Genomic DNA, 25,771 nt, shown 5'->3' on the forward strand with positions numbered 1-25,771 from the left:
GGCGATGGAAACCTATACGACCGTCGGGCGAACTACGACGGGTATGTCGAACGAGGCGGCCGTCGAGACGCTGCACACGGTCGACGACAGGAGCAAGATCGTCGCGGTCCTGTCGACGGCAGCCGCGTTCGGGGCCGGGATGCTCGCGATCGGCGACATCGAGTTCGTCTCGATCGCCGCGGCCGCGTTCGGGATCGGCGTCCGCTTCGCGTCCGTCTGGGCGGGCGTCCGCGCCTTCGTCGACGACGACGCGGTGACGATCGCCGACCAGCCCTCCGCGGGGAGCTTCCACCACGGCGCGACCGGCGTCGCGCTCGCCGCGGCCGGCGCGACCGCGCTCGTGGGCCGTTCCCTCGGCGTCGAGGTCGTCCCGATCGCCGTCGCCGCGGCGGCCGTCGGCGTCGTCGGGTTCCTCGGGCTCTCGGTGCTGCTCCCCGACTGAGTGACGTGCGCGCTCGGCCGTGGTATCGTGCGTGCCGCTCGTCGACCGGTTCCGAGCGACCGCGGGTGAGCGAGGTTCCATGTTAAAAAGTGCTGCCGGGTGTGAGGTCGCGTTAGATTCCCGTGCCGGGGATCCAGACGCCCCAGTTGAGCAGCCCCGCGATGACCAGCAGGCCGATCGTCAGCGTCCAGACGACGATGGCGGCCGCCGGCGGGTCGAGGTGGGTGTCGCCGTGCGCGTAGAACACCCGCTGTGACGCCTCGCCGGCGAGCGCCGCGAACACGCCGAACAGGGCGCCGAAGAGCAGCGCGGGCGCGGCGCCGAACGCCAGGGGCGCGGTCAGGTCTCCGGCCGACAGGTCCGTGAGCATCAGGATTCCCTCCTGCCACGTCGCGAGGAACGCGGTCGCCCCCGCGAGCGTCATGTGGTGGGTGACCGGGATGCGGTCGACGCCGAGGTTCAGGAACAGCAGCGACGCCGCGCTGATCCCGAAGCCGGCGAACACGGCGATGAGGCCGTGCCCGCCGCTGATCATGTTGTACGTGATAACGCCCGCGCCGAGTCCGGTGAAGAAGCCGATCGCGGCGACGTGCGACCACTTGTACATGTTCGGCAGCCACGGCTCGACGGCGAGGCGGTCCTCGCTGGCCTTCCCGCCGTCGCCTTTGACCTCGCCGGGCTCGCGCATCTCCTCGCGCTCGAACGGCCCCATGTCGAAGTAGCCGTCGGCCTTGTCGCTGACCTTGCCGACGATGCTGTAGCCGAAGACGGCGCGGACCACGAGCGCGCTGATGACGATGCTCACCGGGATCGGGTCGACCGGGAGCGCGAGCTGTCGGGAGATCTGTTCGATGAGGACGCCGAAGACGCCGAAGACGGCCCCCACGGCGAGGACGTCCGGCTTACTCCCCAGCGCGAAGCCGATGTCCTTCGCGTTGTGGTAGTCGAACCCGGACTCCATGTAGCCCTTGTCGGCCGCGTACGCGGCCGCGGCGGCGCCGCCCGCGAACGAGATGTGCGGGCCGAACACCGGGCCGAAACCGACGTCGACGCCGAATCCGCCACCCCCGAGCGAGCCGCCGATGACGAGGAACCCGGTGAAGATGAACGCCGGCAGCGCGCCCAGCGCCGCGCCGAACGCCCCGCCGGCGAGCGCGCCGAGCAGGATGGTCGGGTCGGTGAGGCTCTCGATCACGTCGGTCGGCGCGCCCGGCTCGTAGCCGACCTGTAGCACGGTGTCGGCCGCGACGGCCAACTCCGGGAGCAGTTCGACGCCCATCTACTCGTCCTCCTCGTCTATCGCCCAGTTCTTCGAGCGTTCGACCGCGTCGTCCCAGCGGCTGTACAGCTTGTCGACCTCGTCCTGCGACTTCTCCGGGGTGAACTCGCGGTCGATCTGCCAGTTGTCGCGGAGCTCGTCGACGGTGTCCCAGTAGCCGACCGCGAGCCCGGCGGCGTACGCCGAGCCGAGCGCGGTGGTCTCGTCGACCTCCGGTCGCGCGATCTCCGTCTGGATGATGTCGGACTGGAGCTGACAGAGGAAGTTGTTCTTGACCGCGCCGCCGTCGACGCGGAGGCTCGTCGTCTCCACGCCGGAGTCGGCCTCCATGGCCTCGGCGATGTCGCGGGTCTGGTAGGCGATCGATTCGAGCGTCGCCCGCACGATGTGCTCCTTGCTCGTCCCGCGCGTCATTCCGACGATGGTGCCGCGAGCGCGACCGTCCCAGTGCGGGGCGCCGAGCCCCGTGAACGCCGGGACCATGTAGACGCCGTCGGTCGAGTCGACCGACCGTGCCAGCTCCGCGGTCTGGGCCGCGTTGTTGATCAGGTCGACGTCCTCGAGCCACTCGATGGCGGCGCCGGTGATGAAGATGGACCCTTCGAGCGCGTACTGGACGGGCTCGCCGGACATCTGGAACCCGATCGTCGTCAGCAGCCCGTGGTCGGACTCGACGGCGTCGGTGCCGGTGTTCATCAGGTAGAACGAGCCGGTGCCGTAGGTGTTCTTCGCGTCGCCCTCGTCGAAGCAGGTCTGCCCGAACAACGCGGCCTGCTGGTCGCCCAGCGCCCCCGCGACCGGGACCTCCTCGCCGAGGAAGCCGTCCGGGTCGGTGTGGCCGTAGTAGTCCTCGTCGGAGGACGGCCGCACCTCGGGCACCATCTCCTTCGGCACGCCGAACTCGTCGAGCAGCTCGTCGTCCCACTCCAGGTCCCGGATGTTGTACAGCATCGTCCGGGAGGCGTTGGTGACGTCAGTGATGTGGTTGCCCGTCAGGTTGTAGATGAGCCACGAGTCGATGGTGCCCATCACGAGTTCGCCGGCGCGGGCGCGGTCGCGCAGGTCGCCGCCGCGCGAGCTCTGCATCTTCAGCGGCTCGGCGTTGTCGAGGATCCACTCCGTCTTCGTCGCGGAGAAGTACGCGTCGGCCTCGAGGCCGGTCTTCTCGCGGATCTCCTCGACCTTGTCCGCCTCTTGGAGCTCCTCGACGCGGTCGGTCGTCCGGCGGTCCTGCCAGACGAGGGCGTTGTGGACCGGCTTCCCGGAGTCCTTGTCCCAGACAATCGTCGTCTCGCGCTGGTTGGTGATGCCGATGGCGTCGAGCTGGTCGGCGTCGAGGCCCGCGTCCGCGAGGCCGTCGAGGACGACCTGCTGGGTGTTCTCCCAGATCTCTATCGGGTCGTGTTCGACCCAGCCCGGGTTCGGGTAGATCTGTTCGTGCTGTTCGTAGGCGTTCGCGACGACCTGGCCCTCGTGGTCGAACACCATGAATCGAGTTCCGGTCGTCCCCTGGTCTATCGCACCGACGTACTGTGTCATGTTGTGGATCCCTCCTGTGGCGCTGGTCCGTGCGCGGCGATGACCCGCTCTCCCTCGCCGTCGAGGGAGAGTTCGGGCCCGCGTCCGCCGCCGCGGCGCGCGACCGATCGGTCAGGCCCGTCCGGAGCCGACCCGAGACGGTCGCGAGACGCGCCGCGGCATATCTTCACGGAAGCTACCACGCCGATCGTGAACATAATGTACTACCATAATAATCTTCCTGTTGGAATCCCGGTTCCGACGCGAGTGAAAAAGTTCAACACATAAATCCGTCGACTGCGTCAGCGACTACGGTACTTGAATGACCCTGATAGTTACTGTTAGGGCCCACCGGGAGGTAAAGTAAAGTGGACGTGGTCCAAGGGCCTCGCATGGACACACAAGTGGACGTCGTGGTCGTCGGTGGGGGCTCGACGGGGTGCGGCGTCGTCAGGGACCTGGCGCGGCGCGGACTCGACACAGTCCTCGTCGAGAAGGGGAACCTGACGCACGGCACGACCGGACGGATGCACGGACTCCTTCACAGCGGGGGCCGGTACGCGGTCTCCGACCAGAAGAGCGCGAAGGAGTGTATCGAGGAGAACAGGGTCCTCCGCGACATCGCGGCCCACTGCGTCGAGGAGACGGGCGGGATGTTCGTCAAGCGGCCCGAGGACTCCGAGGAGTACTTCCAGGAGAAGCTGGAGGGGTGTAAGGCGTGTGACATCCCGGTCGAGGTGATCGACGGAGAGGAGGCGCGGCGCCGCGAGCCGTACCTCGCGCGCGACGTGGAGAAGGCGATCGCCCTGCCGGACGGCGCGGTCGACCCCTTCCGGCTGTGCGTGTCGAACGCCGCGGACGCCCGCGAGCACGGCGCGCGGATCGAGACCCACGCCCCGGTGACGGACGTGCTCGTCGAAGACGGGGAAGTCGTCGGCGTCGAGATCGAACACGAGACCGGGCCGGGCAAGCGCGTCCACCGCGAGCCGGGGACGACCGAGGAGATCCGCGCGCGCCACGTCGTTAACGCCACGGGCGCGTGGGCGGGCAACGTCGGCGAGATGGCCGGCGTCGACGTGGAGGTCCGCCCCTCGAAGGGCGTGATGACCGTGATGAACACCCGGCAGGTCGACACCGTGATCAACCGCTGCCGGCCGAAGGGCGACGCCGACATCATCGTCCCCCACGAGACCGCCTGTATCCTCGGCACGACCGACGAGGAGGTGGACGATCCGGAGGACTACCCCGAGGAGGAGTGGGAGGTCGACCTGATGATCGAGACGCTCTCGGAGCTGGTGCCGGAGCTCAGGGACGCGCGGACGCTCCGCTCCTTCTGGGGCGTTCGCCCGCTCTACGAGCCTCCGGGAACGGGCACCGAGGACCCGACCGACATCACGCGCGACTACTTCCTCTTGGACCACGGCGACCGCGACGACCTCCCCGGCATGACGACCATCGTCGGCGGGAAGCTCACCACCTACCGGATGATGGCCGAGTCCATCTCCGACCACGTGTGCGAGACGCTCGGCCACGAGGCGACCTGCGACACCGCCGACGCGCCGCTCCCGGGCTCGGAGAGCGAGGCCCGCATGGAGGAGCTGATGGACGAGTTCGGCCTGCGCTCGCCGGTCGCGCGCCGCTCGGGCCAGCGGCTCGGCTCCCGGGCCGACGACGTGCTCGACGAGTACGACCCGAACCCGATCGTCTGTAACTGCGAGAGCGTCACCCGCGCGGAGGTCCGGGACGCGATCGGCGAGGCCGGCTCCGACCTCAACGCGGTCCGCCTCCGCACCCGCGCCTCGATGGGGAACTGCCAGGGCGGCTTCTGTACCCACCGGATCGCCGCGGAGCTCGCCGAGGAGTACCCCGAGCCGGTCGTGCGGGACGCCGAGGACGAGCTGTACCAGGAGCGCTGGAAGGGCCAGCGCCACGCGCTGTGGGGCGAGCAGCTCTCGCAGGCGATGTTGAACCACATGCTCCACGCGACCACGATGAACCGCGACGGCGATCCCGCGAACCTCGACGAGGAGGTCGACTTCGGCGCGTTCGACGCGGGCGCGGGGGCGCCGAGCCCGGGCGATTCCGACGGGGAGACCGGAACCGCCGCGGCGGACGGTGGCCGCGCGAGCGACGACGCGGCGACCGATGGCGGCCGCGCAGATGACGACGCGGCGACCGATGGCGGCCGCGCGAGCGACGACGCGGCCACCGACGGAGGTCGCTGATGGCGATCAACAGCGACGTGCTCGTGATCGGCGGCGGGCTCGCCGCGGTCACGGCGGCGGTGTCGGCCGCCCGCGAGGGCGCGGACGTGCGGCTCGTCTCCCACAAGGCGAGCACGCTGCGGCAGGCCTCCGGGCTGATCGACGCGCTCGGCTACGTCCCGGCGACCGAGCCGGCGAAGCCGCTCCGCGACGGGCCGCCGACCGCGGGCCGCGAGCTCGACCGCGACGAGTGGCCGGACCCGGAGGGGCCGCTCGCCGACCCGTTCGAGGGGATCGAGCGGCTGCCGGAGTCGCACCCGTACCGGGTCGTCGGCGCGGACGCGCTCCGCGACGGGCTCGCCCTGTTCGACGACCTCGCGGGCGACGCGTACCGCGGGGGCCACACCGACCGCAACGCGCTCGTCCCGACGTTCGGCGGCGCGGTGAAGCCGACCGCGCGGTACCCGGCCGCGGCCGAGGCCGGGCTCGCGAGCGACGAGCGGCCGATGCTGATCGTCGGGTTCCGGTCGCTGACCGAGTACGACGCGCGCGCCTTCGCCGGGCGCTTGGAGGCGGCGGGCGTCCCGTTCGACGCGGCCGGCGCGGAGGTCGAGTTCGCGGAGGCGTTCCGCGCCGACGCGAAGATCACCCGGCTCGCGAAGGCGCTCGACCACGACGAGGACATCGACGGCGTCCCGGCCCGCGAGGCGCTGGCGAAGGCGGTCGCGCCGCACCTCCACGACGTGGTCGACGCGGACGGCGGCGTGGACCGCGTCGAGCGCGTCGGCTTCCCGGCGTTCCTCGGCGACGACCGGGGCGACGAGGTGCGCGCGGAGCTCGCCGACCGGCTCGGCGCCGACGTGTTCGAGGTCCCGATGGGGCCGCCCAGCCTCCCCGGACTCCGCTTGGAGGACCGCCTGTTCGACGCGCTCGACGCCGAGGGCGTGCGGTTCGAGACCGGCAACCCAGTCGTCGGCGTCGAGTCCGCGAGCGACGGGCGGGTCGAGGCGGTCGCGGTCGACCGGAAGGGCCGGACGGCGCCGTACGGCGCGGACGCGTTCGTGCTGGCGACGGGCGGGCTCGTCGGGAAGGGGCTCGACTCCGACCGCGAGGGCGTCCGCGAGCCCGTCTTCGACCTCCACGTCGCACAGCCCGACGACCGGTACGAGTGGTTCGTCGACGACGCGTTCGGCGACCAGCCGTACGCGCGGTTCGGCGTCCGGCCCGACGAGCGGTGTCGGCCCACGGGCGCCGACGGGGAGGCGCAGTACGAGAACGTGTTCGCGGCCGGCGGCGTCGTCGGCGGCGCGGACGCGGCGCGGGAGAAGTCCGCGAGCGGGGTGTCGCTCGCGACCGGCCTCGCGGCCGGGCGGCAGGCGGCGACGGAGGCGACCCAATGACACGAGACACGGCGGACGACGGCGACGGGGGGGACGCGAACGGGACGACCGAACCGAGCGGCGGACGCGACGGGGGGCGCGGTCGCGACGGGTGCGGGGACTGCGGCTGTGGGGAGCCGAGCCCGGGCGTCCCCGAGGCGGGCCGCGACGAGCAGCCGTCGGTATTCGTCCCTGACGAGGGGGAGGTCGCGGACGACGGCGCGGGGGCGGCCGCGGACGCGGCCGGCGCCGCGGAGCGCGCCGCCACCGACGGCGGCGTCGAGAGCGCGTCGGGCGGCAGCGACTCGACCGAGCTCGACCCGGACGCGTACGACCCGGTCGACGTGTTCCCCGGCGGCGACCTCGACCTCCGCGAGGGGGCCGACTCCTGTTACAAGTGCACGAGCTGCGACACCTCCTGCCCGGTCGCGGAGGTCGACGACGAGTTCCCCGGGCCGAAGTTCCAGGGCCCGGAGCAGTGGCGGCTCAAGCGGAAGGACGACCACGACATCGACGAGTCGATCACCTCCTGTTCGAACTGCATGCGCTGCGACGACGCCTGTCCCTCCGGAGTGCCGCTCTCGCAGATGCACAACGAGGCGCGCGGGCAGTTCGTCGAGCGACAGATGGAGAAGCTCTCGGTGGAGTACGTGCGGAACCGGATCCTGGCCAACTACCGCACGTCGGCGAGCCTCGCGAGCATGTTCCCGCGGACGGCGTCGTTCGCGATGAACTTCGGGCCCGCCCGGTGGGCGATGGAGAAGGTGCTGGGAATTCCCAAGGAGCGCGACTTCCCCGAGTTCGCCACGGAGACGTTCCGCGAGTGGTGGAAGGCGCGCGGCGGCGCGCAGGTGGAGAACCCCGACAAGCGGGTGGCCTACTTCCACGGCTGCTACTCCAACTACAACACCCCCGAGGTCGGGAAGGCGATGGTCCGCGTCTACGAGCACTTCGGCTACGAGGTCATGGTGCCGCCACAGAAGTGCTCGGGCACGCCGATGTTCGCGAACGGGATGCTGAAGGACGCCCGACGCCACGCCGAGACGAACGTCGAGAACCTCGTCGCGGCCATCGGCGAGGGCGCGGACGTGATCGCCTCGTGTACCTCCTGTTCATTGTCGCTGCGCCAGGAGTACCCGGAGCTGTTCGACCTCCACGGGATCGAGGACCTCGCCGAGCACACCTTCGAGGCGCTGGAGTACCTCCGGATCCACGAGGACCTGGAAGGCGAACTCGACGCGGCCGGCGGGCTCGACGACGAGCGCGCGTTCGCGTACCACGCGCCGTGTCACGCCCGCAATCAGGGGCTCTCCCGGCAGGCAGTAGAGACGTTCCGCGACGTCGACGGCGTTCGGATGGAGGACGTGGGCGACTCCTGTTCGGGGATCTCCGGGACGTACGGCTGGAAGGAAGAGAAGTACGAGAAGTCGATGGAGATCGGCGCGGAGATGTTCGAGCACATGGAGGACGCCGAGGGCGAGGTCGGCATGACGGAGTGTCCGACCTGCGCGATGCAGATGGAGCACGGCACCGGCTACGAGATCGAGCACCCCCTGCAGCTGCTCGAGGACGCGCTCGGCGCGTAGGCGGGGCCGTCCATGACCGGGGGTAAACGCCGCCGAGACGGCGCCTCCGCGGACCGCGCTCGCGCCGCGTCTCGTCGCCGGCGCGCGCGTTCTCAGCGCCGATAACCCCGTGGGAATCCTTATGCGGAACCCCCTCAGAGGGGGTACGTGACGCTCGAACAGTTTCTCGATCGCTTCGACGGTCCCGAGCGGTCCGTGGTCGTCGTCAACCGAACCGACCCGGATCCCATCTTGAACATGCTCGTGGACACGTTCGGCGACGACGCAGTGCGGGTCGTGGAGGGCCGTGTGGTCGAAGGTCCGGACGACCCCGACGCGGGCGGCGCCGGGGACGACGACCGGCTGACCGACGGCGCCGGAGCCCCGCGGCTCGATCGGACGGGCGGTCTCACGGCGCGAGAACTGGCGACGAACGCCGTCGTCGACGGGGAGGGCGACGCCGTCCCGTCGCTCGACGTCGAGGTGCTCCGCCGCCACGAGGACGTGCCGTTCGACGGCGGCGACCCCTCCGACATCGAGAACCTCGTGCTGCTCATGGAGGGCGACGAGGTGGTCGCCGGCTCGACGCTCGGCGAGCTCGGCGACGCCGTGCTGTTCGTCAACTCCGACCTGTACATCACCGGCAGCCGGTCGCTCGCCGACGTGGAGCTTCCCTCGGTGATAAGCGGCCTCGACGACGCGACGTTCACGCTCCGCGGGTACCCCGAGTCGAACAGACAGAAGCTGCTGCTCATCACCATCTCGCGGTTCATCGAGCGGGTCGCCTGGACCGCGGGCGACGGGACCCTCCGGTCGTCGTTCCAGCGGCTCTCGCGCATCGACGACGAGGTCGGCACGCGGGACGTGTACGAGCGCGTCGCCGACACCGGCGTCGACACGCACCTCTACGGCGTGCCCGACGAACTCCCGCAGGACCTCGCCGCGGTGATCCACGCCGGGAACGACCCCGACTTCACCGACAGCTGGTTCGTGGTGTACCGGCCCCCGGAGGGACCGCACCCCGCGCGGAGCGATCCGGAAAGCGACCTCGTTCGAGGGGTCGAGGGGGGCGTCGGGCTGCTCGCGGTCGAGACGGAGCCGCGCGTCTGGCGCGGCCTCTGGACGTTCGACGCGGACTGCGTCTCGCGGATAAACCGGTACATCGAGCGGAACCTGTAGGGCGATCGAGGATTTCCTCCCGCCGGCGACCGGTCGTATCCAACCCGTGCGTTCATATTCTCGGAGCGGTGACGGGCGGCCATGTTCACGGAGCGGTCCGCGCTCGTCGACGACGGGCGCCCGATGCGCGGGTACGGCGTCGCGGTGACGCCCGGCCGCGACGGGCCGCTCGTCTTCGTGGCCGGCTACGGCGAGCCGAACCGGCTGTACGCCCGCGAGGGCGGCCGCTTTTCCGACACCGCCTGCGGCATCGTCGCCGACGGGACCCGCCACGGGATGGGGGTGTGCGCGTCCGACCTCGACGCCGACGGGTGCGAGGAGGTGTACGTCCACAACTGCGCGCGCGGCGTCGACGGCGGCGACCCCGACCTGCTCTTGAGTCGCCTGGAGGCCGACAGGTACCGCTGGACGGACGTGTTCGCGCGCGAGGTGAACGCCGACCGCATCGACGTGCGCGCCGGGCGGTCCGTCGCGGCGCTCGACCGGCTGGGGACCGGTCGCTACGGGGTCGCCGTCTCCGGGTACGCCGCCCCGCTCGCGTTCTACGAACTCGGCGACGACGGCGAGGTGACCGACATGGCCGAGGCGGTCGGCCTGGAGGTCGACGGGGGCTGCCGGTCGCTGCTCGCGGTCCCGTACCGCTCGCGCGAGGGCGACCTCTTCGCGGGGGTCGAGGGGGGACCGAACCGGCTGTTCAGCAACCGGGACGGGCACTACGACCGGACGGACGGCGGGCCCGACCTCTCGGACCCCGGCGGCGACACGCGGGGCGCGGCGGTCGTCGACGAGGGCGGGACGTTCGCGCTCGCGGTCGGCAACGAGTCGGCGCCGAGCCGGCTGCTCCGCTGTTCGCCCGACGGCGGCTACGACGACGTGGCCCCCGACGCCCTCCGCGACGTGGGCCCCGTCCGGACGGTCGTCGCCGCGGACTTCGACAACGACGGCCGCGAGGAGCTCTTCTTCAACGTCTGCGGCGCGGAGAACCGGCTGTTCGAGCGCGTGGACCGGTCCGGCGGGCCGCCCCGGTGGGAGCCTGCGGACCTCGGGGCCGCCGCGGAGCCGGACGGGTTCGGCACCGGCGCGGTGGCGGCCGACATCGACGGCGACGGCGCGCTGGAACTGCTCGTCGTCCACGGCGAGGTCGCCGCCCAGCCCGTGACCGCCTACGGCGTCCCCGAGGCGCCCGACGCCGGGTGGCTGCGCGTGCGCCCGACGACGCGACACGGCGCCCCCGCGCGCGGCGCCGTCGCCACCCTGGAGACGACCGAGGGCGTCCAGCGGCGGACGGTCGACGCCGGGGGCGGCTGCCTCTGTCAGACGGAGCCGGTCGCGCACTTCGGGCTCGGCGGCGCGGAGCCGCTGCGCGTCGACGTGCGGTGGCCGGACGGGCGCGAGCGGACCGTCGTCGGCCCGAGCGCCGACCGAGAGATAACGGTCAGGCACCCGTCTCGCAGGGCGACGGACCGCGACGCCCGGACGCGGCGGTAGCGATCGCGCGGCCCCGAGCGAGGGACCGCCGGGGCGGCGGCGGCCGCCGTGGCCAGAACTGCCGCCCTTCGCGGGTTCAAGTGTCCCCGGGCGTACGGGGAGGTATGGTGGATCCGACCTCGGAGCTCGAGGAGGACGTCGACGAGGAGTCCGCGCCGACCTGCGCGACGTGCGGCGAGCCGGCGCTGGGGACCGGACACCGAACGGTCACGTGGGTCGACGGCGGCGACGCCGTCCACCGACACTTCTGTTCGGCGTCGTGCCGCGCGGACTGGGACGACGAGCGGCCCTCCGCGGGCGGGTAGTCGGGGGAGCGACGACGCGACGACCGGGGCGGTGACCGGAGGGCGGACGCGACGACGCGGCGCGGCGGTCGGCGACGGCGGGAGGCTTTTTCCCCGCGGGGGTGGTAGCGTTCGGTATGATATCGCTCGACGAGGCCGTGACGGCCCGACTGGAGTCACACGGGGAGCGGTTCGAGGTCCTGATCGACCCCGACGCCGCCCTCGCGATCAAGCGCGGCGAGTTCGACGACGACTTAGAGGAGGTCATCGCCGCGGAGGACGTCTTCGAGAACGCCTCGCGGGGCGACCGCCCGGCCGAGGAGGACTTGGAGACCGTCTTCGGCACCACGGATCCGCTGGAGATCATCCCGGAGGTCGTCGAGCGCGGCGAGATCCAGATCACCGCCGAGCAGCGCGCGGAGATGCAGGAGCGCAAGCACAACCAGCTGGTGACCACCATCACGCGCAACGCCGTGAACCCGCAGATGGACGACTCCCCGCACCCGCCCGAGCGGATCGAGCGCGCCCTGGAGGAGGCCGGGTTCCAGATCGACCCGATGGAGCCCGTAGAGAACCAGGTCGACGACGCGCTCGACGCGCTGCGGCCGGTGATCCCGATCCGGTTCGAGGAGGTGACGATGGCGGTCCAGCTCCCGGCCGACTACGCCGGGTCCGGCCAGGCGCAGATCCGCGAGTTCGGCGACCTCGAACGCGAGGAGTGGCAGAACGACGGATCGTGGGTCGGCGTGCTCACCTTCCCGGCCGGCCTCCAGAACGACCTCTACGACCTCGTCAACGAGGTCACATCGGGCGAGGGCGACGCCCGCGTGATCAAGGACAAAGACGAGCTGCGGACCCGCTGACCGGACCGCCGGCCCGCGACGTAACTTCACCGCCTCCGCGGGGTTGATACGGGCGGGCCGCGGCTCGGATCGCATGCATCCACGCGCGGCGGAGTTCGAGGAACGGGCGGCGGAGCGGCACGGCGTCGACGTCGACGTGCTGGAGTTCGACGCGGGCACGGAGACGGCGGCCGCCGCGGCCGACGCCGTCGGCTGCGAGACGGGCGCCGTCGCGTCGACCATCGTCGTCTCCCTCGTCGGCGGCGACCGAGAGGGGGCGCTCGTCGCGGCGATCACGAGCGGCGCGAACCGACTGGACCTCGACGCGGTCGCCGACTTCTTCGAGGCCGACGCCGCCGAGATGGGCGACCCGGAGCGGGTCCGCGAGGTCGTCGGGTGGAGCATCGGCGGCGTCCCGCCCATCGGGCACGACGCCGCGCTCCCGACCGTCTTCGACCCGACGTTGGCCGAGTACGACACCGTCTACGCCGCCGCCGGGACGCCCAGCGCTGTGTTCGCGATCGGTCCGGACGCGCTCGCCGACCTCGCGGACGCGACCGTCGTCGACCTCACGGAGTGAGTAGCGACGTTCCCGGCGCGCGGAGCCGCCGGCGCGTTGTTAAGCGAGCGCGCTCTCGGCGACTGAGTTATTAACTATGTCTTGTGAAATAATAACCTTTTTCTATTAATCTGCGATACGGATCGGTATGACTCACTCACGGCGGTCGGTGCTGCGGCGCGGCGCCGGGCTCGCGGTCGCGGGCTCGGCGGCGTCGCTGGCGGGATGCTCGGGCGGGGGAACCGGCGGCTCCGAGGGGTTCGACTCGGGCTACGCCGCCTTCTTCACCCTCAACGACTGGGCCAACGAGGTCGCGGGCGAGCACGCGAGCTTCGAGGACCCGGTCGACGTGGGTCAGCTCGGCCACGGGTGGACGCCGGACGGAACGCTCGCCGCCGAGGTCGCCGCGACGGACGCCTTCGTCTACCTCGACAGCCCGGAGTTCTCGTGGGCGCAGGACCTCGCGGCGACGCTGGAGAGCGACTACGACTCCGTCGCCGTGGTCGACGTGCTCGACGGACTGGAGGGCGATCTGCTCGAATGGGACCACAGCCACGGCGGAGAGGGCGGCAATCACGACGGCGAGGACCACGACGGGGAAGGCGGCACCCACGAGGGCGACGACCACGAGGGCGACGACCACGAGGGCCACGACCACGGCGGCGAGACCCGGCACGACCCGCACGTCTGGGTCGACCCGGTCCTCGCGGCCGAGATGGTCGAGACGATCGCCGCGGGGCTCGGCGAGGCGGACCCGGAGCACGCCGAGGCGTACGCCGCCAACGCCGAGGCGTACGCCGAGGAACTCGGCGCGATCGACGACGCGTTCGAGTCGATCGCCGAGCGCGCCGAGCGCGACGTGGCGGTGTTGGCGGGCCACAACTCCTTCCAGTACCTGGAGGCGCGCTACGGCTTCCGGCTCCACTCGCCGGTCGGGGTCTCGCCGCAGAACGAGCCGACGCAGTCCGAGATCGCCGACACGATCGACATCGTCGACAGCGAGGGGATCGAGGTCGTGCTGTACGACCGCTTCCAGTCGCCCCGGCTCGCCGAGTCGATCGTGGAGAACAGCGACGCGACGGAGGCGGTCCCCGTCACGCCCGCCGGGGGGACGACGCGGGAGTGGAACGACGCCGGCTACGGGTACGTCGACCAGATGACCGAGATCAACGTCCCCGCCTTCGAGCGGGCGTTCGGCGCGCAGTGACCCGGTCGCCGCTCGCTCCGCCCGCGGCGCGGCCCGCCGACGGCGCCGGCGGCGGAGTAAAAGAGATAAACGTGCGGCCGACCCAGGTCCGGCACACGCAGTGAGCGCAATCGTCGACCTCGACGGCGTGACGTTCGCCTACGGCGACACCGTCGCCGTGAGAGACGTCTCTCTCACCGTCGAAGAGGGGGAGTTCCTCGGGCTCGTCGGGCCGAACGGCTCCGGGAAGACCACGCTCCTCCACCTCATGCTCGGGCTCCACGAGCCCGACGCGGGGTCGGTCGAGCTGTTCGGTCGCCCCGTCGAGGAGTTCGACGACGGCGGCCGGATCGGCTACGTCTCTCAGAAGGCGACCAGCCGGGGCGGCGCGATGCCGGTCACCGTCCGCGAGTGCGTCACCATGGGCCGGTTCGCGCACGCCGGGCGGGGGCGGCTCTCCGCGGCCGACCGCGCCGCCGTCGCGGACGCCATCGAGACGGTCGGCATCGATGACCTGACGGACCGGCTCGTCTCGGAGCTGTCCGGCGGCCAGAAGCAGCGGGCGTACATCGCTCGCGCCCTGGCGAGCGACGCGGACCTGCTCGCGCTCGACGAGCCGACCGTCGGCGTCGACGCCGAGTCGCGCGACGCCTTCTACGCGCTCCTCGACGAGCTCAACGGCGACGGGATAACGATCATCCTCATCGAGCACGACATCGGCGTCGTCACCGACCGCGCGAACCGCATCGCCTGCGTCAACACCGAGCTGTACCACCACGGTGACACCGAGTCGTTCGTCGAGAGCGACGCCCTCGCCGAGGCGTACGGCACGACCGGACAGGTCGTCCACCACCACCACTGATGAGCGGAGAGTCCGCGGCGGCGGACGGCGAGAGCTCCGCGCGCGACGCGGCCTCCCGCGGTCGGGGCCGACGCCGGACCGCCGAGCTCGCGGGCGTCGGGATCACGGCCGTCGTCGCGGTCGGGATGCTCGGGTTCCTCCTGCTCTACTGGGCGCAGGACCTCCCGGTCGCGAGCGAGCTGTACGCCGCGTTCCGCTCGGTCGGTCGGGGGATGGACGCCGCGCTCGGCACCAACGTGTTCCGGCACCCGGTCATGTGGCAGTCGATGGCGGTGGGGGTGCTCGTCGGGATCGTCGCCCCGCTCGTCGGGTCGTTCCTCGTCCACCGCGAGATGGCGCTGATCGGCGAGACGCTCGCGCACACCGCGTTCGCGGGCGTCGCGGTCGGCATCCTCGTCACCTCCTCGACCGGGTGGAACGGGTCGCTGCTGCTCGTCGCGCTCGCGGTCGGCGTCCTCGGCGCGCTCGCGGTCCAGTGGCTCACGGAGCGCACCGACGCCTACGGCGACGTGCCCATCGCGATCATGCTCAGCGGGAGCTTCGCGGTCGGCACGCTGATCATCAGCTACGGCGACGGGCTCACGGGCGTCAACATTCAGGGGTACCTGTTCGGGAACCTCGCGGTCGTCACGCCGGAGGGCGCGCGCCTGATGGGCGCGCTCTCGCTCGCGGTCGTCGCGGGCGTGGCGCTGGCGTACAAACAGCTCCTCTTCATCACCTTCGACGAGCAGGCCGCGCGGGTCGCCCAGCTGAACGTCACCGGCTACAACACCCTGCTGGTGGTGCTGACCGCGGTCGTCGTCGTCGGCGCGATGCAGGTGCTCGGCGTCATCCTCGTCGCCGCGATGCTGGTCGTCCCCGTCGCGGCCGCCTCGCAGGTCGCGCGGAGCTTCCGCGAGACGATGTACCTCGGCGTGATCTTCGGACAGCTGTCGGTGCTCGGCGGCTTCGCGGTCTCGATCGGCTTCGGGCTCCCCTCCGGGGGGTCGATCGTCGTCACGGCCATCGCGGTGTACCTCGCGAGCGTCCTCGTCGCCGGGACCTCCGGAACGCCCGTGTCGGCGCACGGCTGACGGCGAGCGGCCGACGTTCCCGTCGCGTGAGCGGGTTCGCGTCCGGTTTCCACAGACCCTTATGTCCCGGCCGCCAGGCACGTCCATGGGAGACACCGAGACCTACACGGTCACCGGCCCCGACGGTGACGAAGAGTCGTTCGAACTGCCCGCCGGCCTCGTCGACGTGCTCAGCGAGCAGGGCGAGCCCTCGACCGCCGTCGTCTCCGACGTGGTCGTCCAGGCGATGGCCCAGCAGGCGCACGTCATCGTCCACCACAGCGAGGGCGACGTGCCCGAGGACATCGCGGAGATGGAGGAGACCGCCGCGGAGCTGTTCGAGGAGCGCTTCGGGCAGTCGCTCGAAGACGCGCTCGGCCACTCGCACTGAGCGGAGTCGGCGCCGCTCGGCGCCCGAACGAGTTCGCCCGACCGGCCGCTTAAGCCGGTCGAGTCCCTACGTTTTCGTATGTCTACCGACCTGGCCGGCGCGGACGCGCCGGTGTTGATCTTCGACGGCGACTGCCCGTACTGCTCGGTCGCGGCGGTCGCGCTGCGCCGGCTCGACGGCGTGGTCGCGGTCCCGTGGGAGGCCGACCCAGTCGGGCCGTTCCTCGACGCGCAGTTCGGCTCCCGGCCGTTCGCGATGGTGCTCGTCGACCCCGCAGAGCGCCGCGTGTACGCCGGCCGCTCGGCCGCGGAGGAGCTGGCCGACCGCGCGGGCACCCCCGGGATCGTCGGCGGGCTGGTCCGCGACAACTACGACCGCATCGCCGACGTGGTCGGGACCCTGTCTGGGCGCGCCCGCGACCCGGACGACTTCCACGACACCTACCGCCTCGACGAGGAGGCGGGCGACCTGGTGGGATCGCTCCGGACGGCCGCCTCGGAGGCGCCGGCCGCGCTGTCGTGACCGGGGCACCGACAGCGGCCGCGACGGGGAGCGACCGATGAGCGACGCGACCGGCGGCAGCTACACGCTCGTCGTCGGCCTCGCTGCGGACGCGACGGTGACGGCGGGGGCGCTCGGCGACCACCGGCTCCCGGCGGGCGCGTACGCCTACACGGGGAGCGCGCTGGGCCCTGGCGGGTTCTCGCGGGTCGACAGGCACCGCCGGACCGCGCGCGGCGACAGCGAGACCCAACACTGGCACGTCGACTACCTTCTCAGTCACCCGGCGGCGCGGATCGACCGCGTCGTGCGGAGCGTCGGCGTCGACGTCGAGTGCGCGGTCGCCGAGCGCCTGCCGCCCGGGCCGATCGACGGGTTCGGCGCCTCCGACTGCGGCTGCGGGGCTCACCTGGCCGGCCCCGAGGCGCTCGGCGCCCTCGCGGAGCGCGCGCTGACGGCGCACGAGGCCGCGGTCGCGTCGTCCGGGGACCCGGACGCGACCGTCGACGTGGTCGACGGCTCCGCGGAGTGAGGCGCCGGGCGGCTCCCCTCAGAGGTCGTACCGGTCGACCACCTGCCGGAGCTGCTCCTCGCGCCCCTCCATGGCGTCGTCGCGGAGGGCCGCCTCGTCTTCGGTGGGACAGTACAGGTCTGGGACCGGCGTGGGGCGCCCGTCGTCGTCGAGCGCGACGAACGTGAAGTATGAGGTCGTCGTCCGTCGCGTCTCGTCCGTGCGGGGATTCTCGGCGCGCACGTCGACCTTCACGTCGACGCTCGTCCGGCCGGTGTTGAACACGTACCCCTCGACGATGGCGACCTCGCCCATCTCGATGGGCGCGATGAAGTCGACGTGGTCCATCGAGGCGGTGACCACCTGCCGGTTCGCGAAGCGCATGCCGGCGATGGCGCCGCAGATGTCCATCCAGTGCAACACGGCGCCCCCGAGCGCACGGCCGAGGTTGTTCGTGTCGTTCGGGAGCAGCATCTCCGTCATCTCGGTGTGCGAAGAGGCGAGCGTGGCCGTCTCGTCCATGCCAGTCGTGGGAGGGCCGGCGACTTGAACGGCCGGCTTCCGGCACGGGCGGCGGCCGGCGGACGCGGCGCGAGTACGCTACCGCTCCTCGGAGGGTCCGTCGTCGTCGAACCGGATCGAGTCCGGCGGCCGACCGGCCTCGTCTATCACCTCGTCGGTGACGACGATCGGACAGTCGACGCGGACCGCCAGCGCGAGCGCGTCCGACGGGCGGGCGTCGAAGACGAACCGCTCCGGCTCGCCGTCGTCGTAGCGCTCGGCGTCGACCTTCGCGTAGAAGGTGCCGTCGCGGAGGTCGTCGACGCGGACGCGGTCGATCGCGCCGCCGAACTCAGTGAGGATGTCCACGAGGAGGTCGTGCGTGAGCGGTCGGTCGAACGGTTCGCCCTCCAGCGCCATTCCGATCGACCGCGCCTGGTCGCCGCTGACGAATATCGGGATGTACTCGCCGCGCGCCGAGAGGATCACCGCCGGGACGTCGCCGCTCGGCGCCGAGCCCGCACCGACCCCGACGACCTCGGCTTCGTGTTCCATACGGGAACGTGGTGGCGGCGGCTTGAATAGCTGTCCCACGCGCGGCCTCAGTTCGACGCGCGGTACCAGTACGCCCACGCGAGCGTGAACACGAGCGCGGCCCCGAGGAAGAACACGGCCCCCGGCTCGACGAGCGAGACGGCGTACTGCGCGACCGGGTCGCCGACGAGCTCGACCGCGCCGTCGGCCCCCTCCGCGGCGGTGTTCTGGTCCGGGACGCTCTCGACCGTCGGACCGCCGCCGTCGCCGCCGTCCGCGGTGGCGGTTCCCACGTCGCCGCCGCCGGAGCGGGCGGTGGAGCCGCCGAGCGACCCGACCGCGAGCAGGCGCTGGACCGCGACCGCCGCGAGCCCGATGACCCCGTAGCCGCCGAGCAGGCGCATGAGCGCGGTCTTGATCCCGGTCGACTCCTCGGACCCCCCCGCGAACAGCACGAGCGGCTCGTCCGCGGCGGCGTACACGTCCATCTCGCGGCCCTTCTCCGAGTAGGCGGTGTCGACCACGTCGACGAGGTCGGCCTCGTCGAGCCGCGAGAGGTGGTACTGGACGTTCTGGAGCGAGGTGTCGACCTCGTCGGCGATCTCCGACTTCGTCGCCGGGCGGTCGTGGAGCGTCGAGAGGATGGCCCGCGCCGTCTCGGAGCCGAGAGCGGCGATGAGGTCGTCGGCCTCGTCGTCGTCGACGCCGACGACCCGGGGTTCGCGCTCCTCGGGAGTCGCGTCCGGCAGGGAGGGCAACAGCCGAGACATACGCTCTCATGGGGCGCGTGAGGATACAAACTTGTTGGATCGTCGGGGACGAGTCGGCGCTCGCGGGGCGGATCCCGCGATCGACTCACAAACCCTAAACGCGGCGACCGAGTACGACGGGTGATGACAGAGACGTCACGGGGGAGCGGCGACGCGCCCCCGTCGACCGACCGGTCCCCGCGGGCCGACGGCGGCGACGTGGAGGGGGCGACGCGACGCGCGCGCTCCGGCGGCGAGGGGAGCGTCACGGTCGTCGGGACCGCGCACGTGTCGGAGCGCTCCGTCGACGAGGTCGAGGAGACGATAGAGCGGGAGCGGCCCGACGTCGTCGCCGTCGAACTCGACGAGGGGCGCTACCGGCAGCTCAACGGCGAGACCCCGGACGACCTCGACGCCGGCGACCTGCTCAAAGGGAACACCGTGTTCCAGTTCCTGGCGTACTGGATGCTCTCGTACGTCCAGACGCAGCTGGGCGAGCGGTTCGACATCGAGCCGGGCGCAGACATGAAGGCCGCCGTCGACGTCGCCGAGTCGCTCGGCATCGACGTCGCCTTGGTCGACCGCGACATCCAGACGACGATCCAACGGTTCTGGGCGCGCATGACGATACCGGAGAAGCTCCGGCTCGTGGGCGGGCTGGCGTTCGGCGTCAGCGACCCCCGCGTCGCCGGGGTGATCGGCGGGCTCATGGTCGGGATCCTCGCGGGCCCGGCGATCGGGCTCTTCGGCGGCGCCGTCGGGATCACGACCGGGGTGCTGACGAGCGTCGCCGCGGGCGTCCTCGTCGCGCTCGTCGTCGGCATCGCCGTCGATCAGGTCGGTACGCTCGCGCTCTCGCCGGACCAGCGGCTCTACGCCGCGGCCGGCACCGGGCTGGCCGCCGGCGTCGCGGCCGGGGTCACCGGCGTCGCGAACGGCCTCGTCTCGACGTACCTCGGCGGGTTCCCCGTGGCCGCCATCGGCGGCTTCGGGATCGGGATCGGCCTCGGGCTCGTCGTCGGGGCCGTCCTCGCGCTCGCGGTCGGCGCGTTCGCCGGCGGCGAGGTCGACCCCGAGGCCGGGGGGATCGAGGAGCTCGACGAGGCCGACCTCACCGACACGGACGTGGTGACGATGATGATGGAGGAGTTCCGGCAGTTCTCCCCGGGCGGCGCGGAGGCGCTCATCGACGAGCGCGACGCGTTCATCGCCCACCGGCTCGTTGCGCTCCGCGAGGCCGGCCACGACGTGGTGGCCGTCGTCGGCGCCGGCCACCGGGCGGGGATCGAGGGCTACCTCGCCGATCCCGCGACGCTCCCGCCGATGGAAAGTCTGGTCGGCCAGGATTCCGGGCGCGGGCTCCCGTGGAAGAAGGCGATCGGCTACGCGATCACCGTCGGCTTCGTCGGCTTCTTCCTCCTGCTCGCGCTGGGCGGGGCCGGGAACGCCTTCCTGCTCCGCCTGTTCGGCGCGTGGTTCCTGATCAACGGCGTCTTCGCGTTCGCGTTCGCGAAGGTCGCGGGCGCGCGCTGGCTCTCGGCCGGCGTCGGCGGCGCGGTCGCGTGGCTGACCTCGATCAATCCGCTGCTCGCGCCCGGCTGGTTCACCGGCTACGTCGAGCTGCGCAGCCTGACGGTCAACGTCGCCGACATCGGCGCGCTCAACGACCTGCTCGCCGACGAGACGCGGTCGGCCGCCGAGCTGGTCTCCGCGATGCTCGACGTGCCGCTGTTCCGGCTCATCGTCGTCGTCGCGATGACGAACGTCGGGAGCATCGTCGCCAGCTTCCTGTTCGCGGCGTACGTCATCCCGGCGATGTTCGGCGCCGAGGTCGGCGGCGTCGAAGACGTCGGCCGGCTGCTCGTCGAAGGGGCGATAAACGGCGCGGACCTCGTCCGCGGCGCCGTGGGGGGGATCGCATGAGCGGCGGGAGCGCGGTCTCCGGGCGCCGGATCGCCGGCCTGTACTTCAGCGGGACCGAACTCCGCGACCTGCTCGTCGCGTGGCTCGCCCTCGGCGTGGCGTTCACGCTGTTCTTCGTCGGCGGCTCGGGCGGGATCGGTCGCATCCTCGCGGCGGGCGTGGTCCCGCCGCTGTTCGTCGCCCTCTCGACGGCCGGGGTCGCCTTCCTCCTCCACGAGGTCGCGCACAAGGTCGTCGCCGTCCACTACGACCAGGTCGCGGAGTTCCGCGCGGACAACAGCATGCTGTTCCTCGCCGTGATGAGCTCGCTCCTCGGGTTCATCTTCGCCGCGCCGGGCGCCGTCCACCACCGCGGCCGGCTGACGCCCCGCGAGCACGGCCACATCGCGCTGGCCGGGCCGGTCGTGAACCTCGGGCTCATGGCCGTCTTCTTCCCGCTGTTCGCGCTCGGCGGGATCGTCGGGAGCGAGACCGTCACGGTCCTCGGCGCGCGCGGCATCGCGATCAACGCGTTCCTCGCGGCGTTCAACCTCGTCCCGTACGGCCCGCTCGACGGGAAAACGGTGCTGTCGTGGAGCAAGCCGGTGTGGGCCGCCGTCTTCGTCCCCTCCGCGCTGCTCGCGTTCGGGCTCGTCTTCGTCCTCGGCCTCGGGTTCGGCGGGCCGTTCTGACGGGCGACGCGGCCGGCCCGCGACGGGCCCAGCGGAACGGTGCGTTTTTGCTCCGCGGGCGTGCCCCCACAGACATGACCGAGGGCGACGGGAGCGACGACGGGGGACCGGACGCCGACGACGAACTCACCTACGCGGACGCGGGCGTCGACATCGACGCGAGCGAGGCCGCGACCGCGGCGCTGATCGGCGCGGTCGGCGCGGACACCGAGGCGGAGGGCTCCGGGAGCGAGTACGCCGGCCTGCTCGACATCGGCGACCGCTACCTCGCGCTCGCGACCGACGGCGTCGGGACCAAGCTGCTCGTCGCGGAGGCGCTCGGCGACTACTCGACGGTCGGCATCGACTGCGTCGCGATGAACGTCAACGACCTCGTCGCGGCCGGCGTCCGCCCCGTCGCGTTCGTCGACTACCTCGCGGTCGACGAGCCTGACGAGCGCTTCGCCGAGCAGGTCGGCGAGGGGCTCGCCCGCGGCGCCGACCTCGCCGACATCGAACTCGTCGGCGGCGAGACGGCCGTGATGCCGGAGGTGGTCAGCGGGCTCGACCTGGCGGGCACCTGCGCCGGCCTCGCCGCGAAGGACGGCGTGTTCGACGGGCGAGCGGAGCCGGGCGACGCCCTGGTCGGCTGGCGCTCGTCGGGGATCCACTCGAACGGGCTCACGCTCGCCCGAGAAGCCGTGACGCGCGACCACGAGTACGCCGACCCCTGCCCGTTCGACGGCTACGAGACGCTGGGCGAGGCGCTGCTCGAACCGACCGCCGTCTACACCGACCTCCTCGACCCGATGCGCGCCCACGGGGTGCGCGGCGCGGCCCACGTGACCGGCGGCGGCTGGACGAACCTCGAACGCCTCGGCGACCGCCGCTACGTCGTCGAGGACGCGTTCGACCCCCAACCCGTCTTCGAGTTCGTTCGGCGCGAGGGAAACGTCTCCGACGAGGAGATGCACCGCACGTTCAACATGGGGACCGGCTTCGTCGCCGCCGTCGAGCCGGACGCGGCGGAGTCGCTGGCGGCGGAGACGGACGGCCGCGTGATCGGCCGCGTCGAGGCCGGAGTCGACGCCCCGGACGGCGACGCGACGGTCGCGATCCGCGGGCTGGAGCTCTGAACGGTCGCGTCCGAGGTACCGGCGAGCGTTGCGGCCGCCCCGGAGCGGCGGCGTCGCGTGCCGCCGAATGACGCCTTATCACCGCCGTCGGCGTAGTTCATGACGATGACCGACGGGGGCGCCGCGGACGACGAGACGGGAGGAGACGGAAGCGGCGGCTCCCGACGGGACGACGAGCGCGACGGCGACGAGGAGGAACCGGACCGGGGACACCTCGACGACGTGGAAGACGGCGCGGGCTGTACGGAGATCTGGGAGCGGCTCTCCGAGCGCCGGGAGGAGTGAGCGCGGCCCCGCGTCTGGAGTCGTGAACGCGGCCGCGGGTCGGGGCCTTACGACAGCTGCGCGGCGATGTCGGCCTCGGTGATGATCCCGACGGTCTCGCCGCCGTCGGTGACCATCACGGCCTTGTAGTGGTCGAGGAGGTTCCGGACCTCGTCGACGGTCGCCGACGGCGCGACCGTCGGGAACGACTCGCTCATCACTTCGCTGACGGGGTGGTCGCCGACGTTCTCGCCGGCGTGGACGACGTCGCCCTGGCTGATCGACCCGACGGGCACGCCGTTCTGGAGGACGGGGAGCTGCGAGTACGCCTCCGCCTCCATCAGCTCGACCGCCCCGCTCACCGCGTCGTCCGGCGCGACGCTGATCACCGTCTCGTTCATCAGGTCGGCCGCGCGGACGACCTCGCCTTCCGCCTCCTGGAGGGCGTTGACGATCCGGCGCAGCGTCGAGAGCCGCGGGTCGACGTCGCCGCCTTCGATCCGCGCGATGAGGGGCTGGGAGACGTCCGCGGTGTCGGCGAGCTCGCTCTGGGTCAGCTCCAGCGCGGTTCGGCGCTCGCGGAGGTCTTGGGGCGTCGGCAGTTCCATACCCGCAAATTACCCGAGGTTATTAGAAAAGCTTTCGGCACCGACCGATCTCGCGCTCGCGCCTACCGCTCCGGCGCCTCCTCGTCCTCGTCCGCCTCCGTCTCGAAGACGTCGATGACTTCGAGTGGCACGTCGCGGAGCGCGCCGCCGACCTCGCTTTTCGCGATCCGCTCGGCGTGCTCCTCGCTGTCGGCGTTGAAGATGTCGATCTCCAAGAGGAGTCCCACGAGGGCCGTGTTGGCCGCGAGGAACGCGGCGTCGAACGGCTCGCCGCAGGCCGGACAGCCGGTGACGCCGGGCTCGACCTCGACGTACTGCTTGTCCGTCTCGTTGAGTCGCTTACCGGCCTCGCTGACCGCGACGCCGATGGCGTCGTCGGTCTCCTCGACGTCACGGACCAACCAGGCGGCTTCCATCGCGACTTCGTAGTTGCTCATATCCGGCCGGATGGGCCGCAGGGTTTCTTGTCTTGTGGTTCGCCCGCGGCGGCGCGAGCGCTGAAGCCGGACTGATCGGCGGCGAAACGCGCCTTACAGGCGGTCGACGACCGCCGCGGTGACCTCGTCCGTCGTCGCCGACCCGCCGAGGTCGCCGGTTCGAGGCCCGTCGGAGAGGACGCCCTCCACCGCGTCGCGCACCCGCCGGCCCTCCTCGACGTGCCCGAGGTACTCCATGAGCATGGCCGCCGAGAGGATCGCCGCCGTGGGGTTCGCGACCCCCTCGCCGGCGATGTCGGGCGCGGTCCCGTGGACCGGCTCGAACAGCGCGTTGTCGTGGCCGACGTTCGCCGAGGGGAGCAGGCCCAGCCCGCCGACGAGGCCCGCGGCCAAGTCGGAGAGCACGTCGCCCGCGAGGTTCGGACAGACGACCACGCCGTACCCGCTCGGGTCGAGCGGGAGCTTCGTCGCGAACGCGTCCATCAGCTCCTCGTCCGCGTCGACGCCGCGCTCGGCGGCCACGTCAAGCACCTCCTCGCGGAACCGGCCGTCGGTCTCGCGCATCACGTTCGCCTTGTGCGCGACCGTGAACCCCTCGTCGGGGTCGCCCGCGGGGCCGCGCCCGTCGCGGACGAACTCGCAGGCGTACTCGGCCAGCTCCCGGGACGCCGACGAGGTGACGACCCGCGTCAGCGTCGAGAGGTCGTCGGAGAGCCGGTCCTCGTGGCCCGAGTACACGCCCTCGGTGTTCTCGCGGAGGAACACCACGTCCGTCTCCGGGCGGAGGGCGTCGACGCCCGGGAACGCCTTCGCGGGCCGGACGTTGACGAACGAGTCGACCGCCTCGCGCAGCGGGAGGATGACGTCGGCGGCCGTCTCGCCGGCCGCGCCGAACAGCGTCGCGTCCGCGCCGGCGACGCGGTCGTACGTCTCGGCGGGGAGCGCCTCGCCGGTCGCCGCCTTCGTCGCGTCGCCCGCGTCGGCGGCGACGAACTCGAACTCGACGTCGAGCGACTCCAGCACCTCGACGGCGGCCGGCACGACCTCGCGGCCGATGCCGTCGCCCTCGATGACGACTATCTCGTCGGGCATCCGGTCAGTCGTCCCCCTCGACGTACGGCAGGTCGGTGACCGTCTCGTCGACCTTGCTCCGGTTCGAGTACATCAGCGCGGTCGTGTCCCAGATCCCCTCGACCAAGGCCTCGCGCATCGCGTCGTCGACGTCGACGTCGATGACGGTGTCGCCGTAGGTGACGGTCTCGTTCTCGACGTCCACGTCGATGTCGCCGTCGGGGTTCGCCTCGATCCACTCCTGGAGTTCGACGACCGTCTCGTGGTCCGTCGTGACCGCCGGGATGCCCAGCGACTTGCAGTTGTCGCGGAAGATCTCCGCGTACGACTCGCCGACGACGCCGTCGATCCCCCACCGCATCATCGCCTGCGGCGCGTGCTCCCGGGAGGAGCCGCAGCCGAAGTTGGAGTTGACGACCGCGATCGACGCCCCCTCGAAGCGGTTGAGGGGGTGGTCGTTGAACTCACCGTCGTCGTCCCGCCGGGCGTCGTAGAAGAGGTAGTCCGCCATGTTGTCGAACGTGACCTCCTTCATGAACTTCGCCGGCAGGATCTGGTCGGTGTCGACGTCGTCGCCGGGGATCGGGACCCCCGTGCCGGACACCTCGGTGATGTGCTGGTCTTCGCTCATCGCGTCTCACCCCCGGTGAGACCGA

At 71.7% G+C, this 25,771-nt stretch carries 28 protein-coding genes; 19 read left to right on the top strand and 9 right to left on the bottom strand.

Annotated elements, in window-relative coordinates; translation table 11 throughout:
- The first annotated feature begins 43 nt into the window (after positions 1-43).
- The gene (locus DVK06_RS00790; protein ID WP_121598955.1) at positions 44-442 is read left to right on the top strand and encodes a hypothetical protein; all 399 of its coding nucleotides are present in this window, start codon (positions 44-46) and stop codon (positions 440-442) included.
- Between the two features lie 112 nt (positions 443-554).
- On the opposite strand, the gene DVK06_RS00795 is transcribed toward DVK06_RS00790, so the two are convergent.
- Together DVK06_RS00795 and glpK are read right to left on the bottom strand one after the other, a co-directional pair.
- Positions 555-1,721, bottom strand: a complete 1,167-nt coding sequence (locus tag DVK06_RS00795) for a hypothetical protein (protein WP_077152306.1) — start codon at positions 1,719-1,721, stop codon at positions 555-557.
- Positions 1,722-3,260, bottom strand: a complete 1,539-nt coding sequence (glpK, locus tag DVK06_RS00800) for a glycerol kinase GlpK (protein ID WP_121598956.1) — start codon at positions 3,258-3,260, stop codon at positions 1,722-1,724. It abuts the gene before it with no gap.
- A gap of 371 nt (positions 3,261-3,631) precedes the next feature.
- Here glpK and glpA point away from each other — a divergent pair, with 371 nt between their 5' ends.
- From glpA to DVK06_RS00870, 14 genes are all read left to right on the top strand, one after another.
- Complete coding sequence (glpA, locus tag DVK06_RS00805; RefSeq protein ID WP_121598957.1) at positions 3,632-5,464, top strand: anaerobic glycerol-3-phosphate dehydrogenase subunit GlpA; 1,833 nt, start codon at positions 3,632-3,634, stop codon at positions 5,462-5,464.
- Positions 5,464-6,843 carry a glycerol-3-phosphate dehydrogenase subunit GlpB gene (glpB, locus tag DVK06_RS00810; protein WP_121598958.1) on the top strand — a complete coding sequence of 460 codons (1,380 nt, stop codon included), beginning with the start codon at positions 5,464-5,466 and terminating at the stop codon, positions 6,841-6,843. The genes glpA and glpB overlap by 1 nt, the downstream gene beginning before the upstream one ends.
- On the top strand, positions 6,840-8,408 hold the full coding sequence (locus DVK06_RS00815) for an anaerobic glycerol-3-phosphate dehydrogenase subunit C (protein WP_121598959.1): 1,569 nt from the start codon (positions 6,840-6,842) through the stop codon (positions 8,406-8,408). The genes glpB and DVK06_RS00815 overlap by 4 nt, the downstream gene beginning before the upstream one ends.
- A gap of 147 nt (positions 8,409-8,555) precedes the next feature.
- Complete coding sequence (locus DVK06_RS00820; protein ID WP_121598960.1) at positions 8,556-9,566, top strand: hypothetical protein; 1,011 nt, start codon at positions 8,556-8,558, stop codon at positions 9,564-9,566.
- Between the two features lie 81 nt (positions 9,567-9,647).
- Entirely contained in the window at positions 9,648-11,054 is a 1,407-nt protein-coding gene (locus DVK06_RS00825; RefSeq protein ID WP_121598961.1) for a CRTAC1 family protein, read from the top strand.
- A 104-nt stretch (positions 11,055-11,158) separates the two neighbouring features.
- On the top strand, positions 11,159-11,359 hold the full coding sequence (locus tag DVK06_RS00830) for a hypothetical protein (protein WP_053772145.1): 201 nt from the start codon (positions 11,159-11,161) through the stop codon (positions 11,357-11,359).
- 116 nt (positions 11,360-11,475) lie between these two features.
- Positions 11,476-12,201 carry a ribosome assembly factor SBDS gene (locus DVK06_RS00835; RefSeq protein ID WP_053772146.1) on the top strand — a complete coding sequence of 242 codons (726 nt, stop codon included), beginning with the start codon at positions 11,476-11,478 and terminating at the stop codon, positions 12,199-12,201.
- A gap of 73 nt (positions 12,202-12,274) precedes the next feature.
- On the top strand, positions 12,275-12,760 hold the full coding sequence (locus tag DVK06_RS00840; RefSeq protein WP_121598962.1) for a YbaK/EbsC family protein: 486 nt from the start codon (positions 12,275-12,277) through the stop codon (positions 12,758-12,760).
- Positions 12,761-12,887: 127 nt separating this feature from the next.
- A complete protein-coding gene (locus DVK06_RS00845) occupies positions 12,888-13,946 on the top strand; it encodes a metal ABC transporter solute-binding protein, Zn/Mn family (RefSeq protein WP_121598963.1) in 1,059 nt (352 codons plus the stop codon).
- 100 nt (positions 13,947-14,046) lie between these two features.
- Entirely contained in the window at positions 14,047-14,787 is a 741-nt protein-coding gene (locus DVK06_RS00850; RefSeq protein ID WP_121598964.1) for a metal ABC transporter ATP-binding protein, read from the top strand.
- A complete protein-coding gene (locus DVK06_RS00855; protein ID WP_121598965.1) occupies positions 14,787-15,860 on the top strand; it encodes a metal ABC transporter permease in 1,074 nt (357 codons plus the stop codon). Before DVK06_RS00850 ends, DVK06_RS00855 begins: the two co-directional genes overlap by 1 nt.
- Before the next feature lie 85 nt (positions 15,861-15,945).
- Positions 15,946-16,230: a hypothetical protein gene (locus tag DVK06_RS00860; RefSeq protein WP_121562133.1), complete on the top strand. Its 285-nt coding sequence runs from the start codon at positions 15,946-15,948 to the stop codon at positions 16,228-16,230.
- Between the two features lie 78 nt (positions 16,231-16,308).
- Positions 16,309-16,752 (top strand): DUF393 domain-containing protein, encoded by a 444-nt coding sequence (locus tag DVK06_RS00865; RefSeq protein ID WP_121598966.1) that lies wholly within the window; start codon positions 16,309-16,311, stop codon positions 16,750-16,752.
- Positions 16,753-16,789: 37 nt separating this feature from the next.
- Positions 16,790-17,263 carry a DUF123 domain-containing protein gene (locus DVK06_RS00870; RefSeq protein ID WP_121598967.1) on the top strand — a complete coding sequence of 158 codons (474 nt, stop codon included), beginning with the start codon at positions 16,790-16,792 and terminating at the stop codon, positions 17,261-17,263.
- An 18-nt stretch (positions 17,264-17,281) separates the two neighbouring features.
- On the opposite strand, the gene DVK06_RS00875 is transcribed toward DVK06_RS00870, so the two are convergent.
- From DVK06_RS00875 to DVK06_RS00885, 3 genes are all read right to left on the bottom strand, one after another.
- Positions 17,282-17,764 carry an acyl-CoA thioesterase gene (locus tag DVK06_RS00875; protein WP_121598968.1) on the bottom strand — a complete coding sequence of 161 codons (483 nt, stop codon included), beginning with the start codon at positions 17,762-17,764 and terminating at the stop codon, positions 17,282-17,284.
- A gap of 78 nt (positions 17,765-17,842) precedes the next feature.
- On the bottom strand, positions 17,843-18,298 hold the full coding sequence (locus tag DVK06_RS00880; protein WP_121598969.1) for a bifunctional nuclease family protein: 456 nt from the start codon (positions 18,296-18,298) through the stop codon (positions 17,843-17,845).
- Between the two features lie 47 nt (positions 18,299-18,345).
- Positions 18,346-19,047 (bottom strand): winged helix-turn-helix domain-containing protein, encoded by a 702-nt coding sequence (locus tag DVK06_RS00885; RefSeq protein WP_121598970.1) that lies wholly within the window; start codon positions 19,045-19,047, stop codon positions 18,346-18,348.
- 123 nt (positions 19,048-19,170) lie between these two features.
- On the opposite strand from DVK06_RS00885, the gene DVK06_RS00890 reads away from it, so the two are divergent.
- From DVK06_RS00890 to DVK06_RS00905, 4 genes are all read left to right on the top strand, one after another.
- Entirely contained in the window at positions 19,171-20,949 is a 1,779-nt protein-coding gene (locus DVK06_RS00890) for a TraB/GumN family protein (protein WP_121598971.1), read from the top strand.
- Entirely contained in the window at positions 20,946-21,620 is a 675-nt protein-coding gene (locus tag DVK06_RS00895; RefSeq protein ID WP_121598972.1) for a metalloprotease, read from the top strand. Before DVK06_RS00890 ends, DVK06_RS00895 begins: the two co-directional genes overlap by 4 nt.
- Before the next feature lie 74 nt (positions 21,621-21,694).
- Entirely contained in the window at positions 21,695-22,735 is a 1,041-nt protein-coding gene (purM, locus tag DVK06_RS00900) for a phosphoribosylformylglycinamidine cyclo-ligase (RefSeq protein WP_121598973.1), read from the top strand.
- A gap of 105 nt (positions 22,736-22,840) precedes the next feature.
- Positions 22,841-23,020, top strand: coding sequence for a hypothetical protein (locus tag DVK06_RS00905; RefSeq protein ID WP_053772160.1), 180 nt, complete (start codon positions 22,841-22,843; stop codon positions 23,018-23,020).
- Positions 23,021-23,067: 47 nt separating this feature from the next.
- Here the strand turns inward: DVK06_RS00905 and DVK06_RS00910 are convergent, their stop codons facing one another.
- The 4 genes from DVK06_RS00910 to leuD form a co-directional block, all read right to left on the bottom strand.
- A complete protein-coding gene (locus DVK06_RS00910) occupies positions 23,068-23,607 on the bottom strand; it encodes a CBS domain-containing protein (protein WP_121598974.1) in 540 nt (179 codons plus the stop codon).
- 62 nt (positions 23,608-23,669) lie between these two features.
- Positions 23,670-24,044: a DUF555 domain-containing protein gene (locus tag DVK06_RS00915; RefSeq protein ID WP_121598975.1), complete on the bottom strand. Its 375-nt coding sequence runs from the start codon at positions 24,042-24,044 to the stop codon at positions 23,670-23,672.
- A 93-nt stretch (positions 24,045-24,137) separates the two neighbouring features.
- A complete protein-coding gene (locus DVK06_RS00920; RefSeq protein ID WP_121598976.1) occupies positions 24,138-25,136 on the bottom strand; it encodes an isocitrate/isopropylmalate family dehydrogenase in 999 nt (332 codons plus the stop codon).
- A 4-nt stretch (positions 25,137-25,140) separates the two neighbouring features.
- On the bottom strand, positions 25,141-25,746 hold the full coding sequence (leuD, locus tag DVK06_RS00925; protein ID WP_121598977.1) for a 3-isopropylmalate dehydratase small subunit: 606 nt from the start codon (positions 25,744-25,746) through the stop codon (positions 25,141-25,143).
- Positions 25,747-25,771: the final 25 nt, after the last annotated feature.

The organism is Halorubrum sp. Atlit-28R, from assembly GCF_003665955.1.
GTDB classification, from domain to species: Archaea; Halobacteriota; Halobacteria; order Halobacteriales; family Haloferacaceae; genus Halorubrum; species Halorubrum tropicale.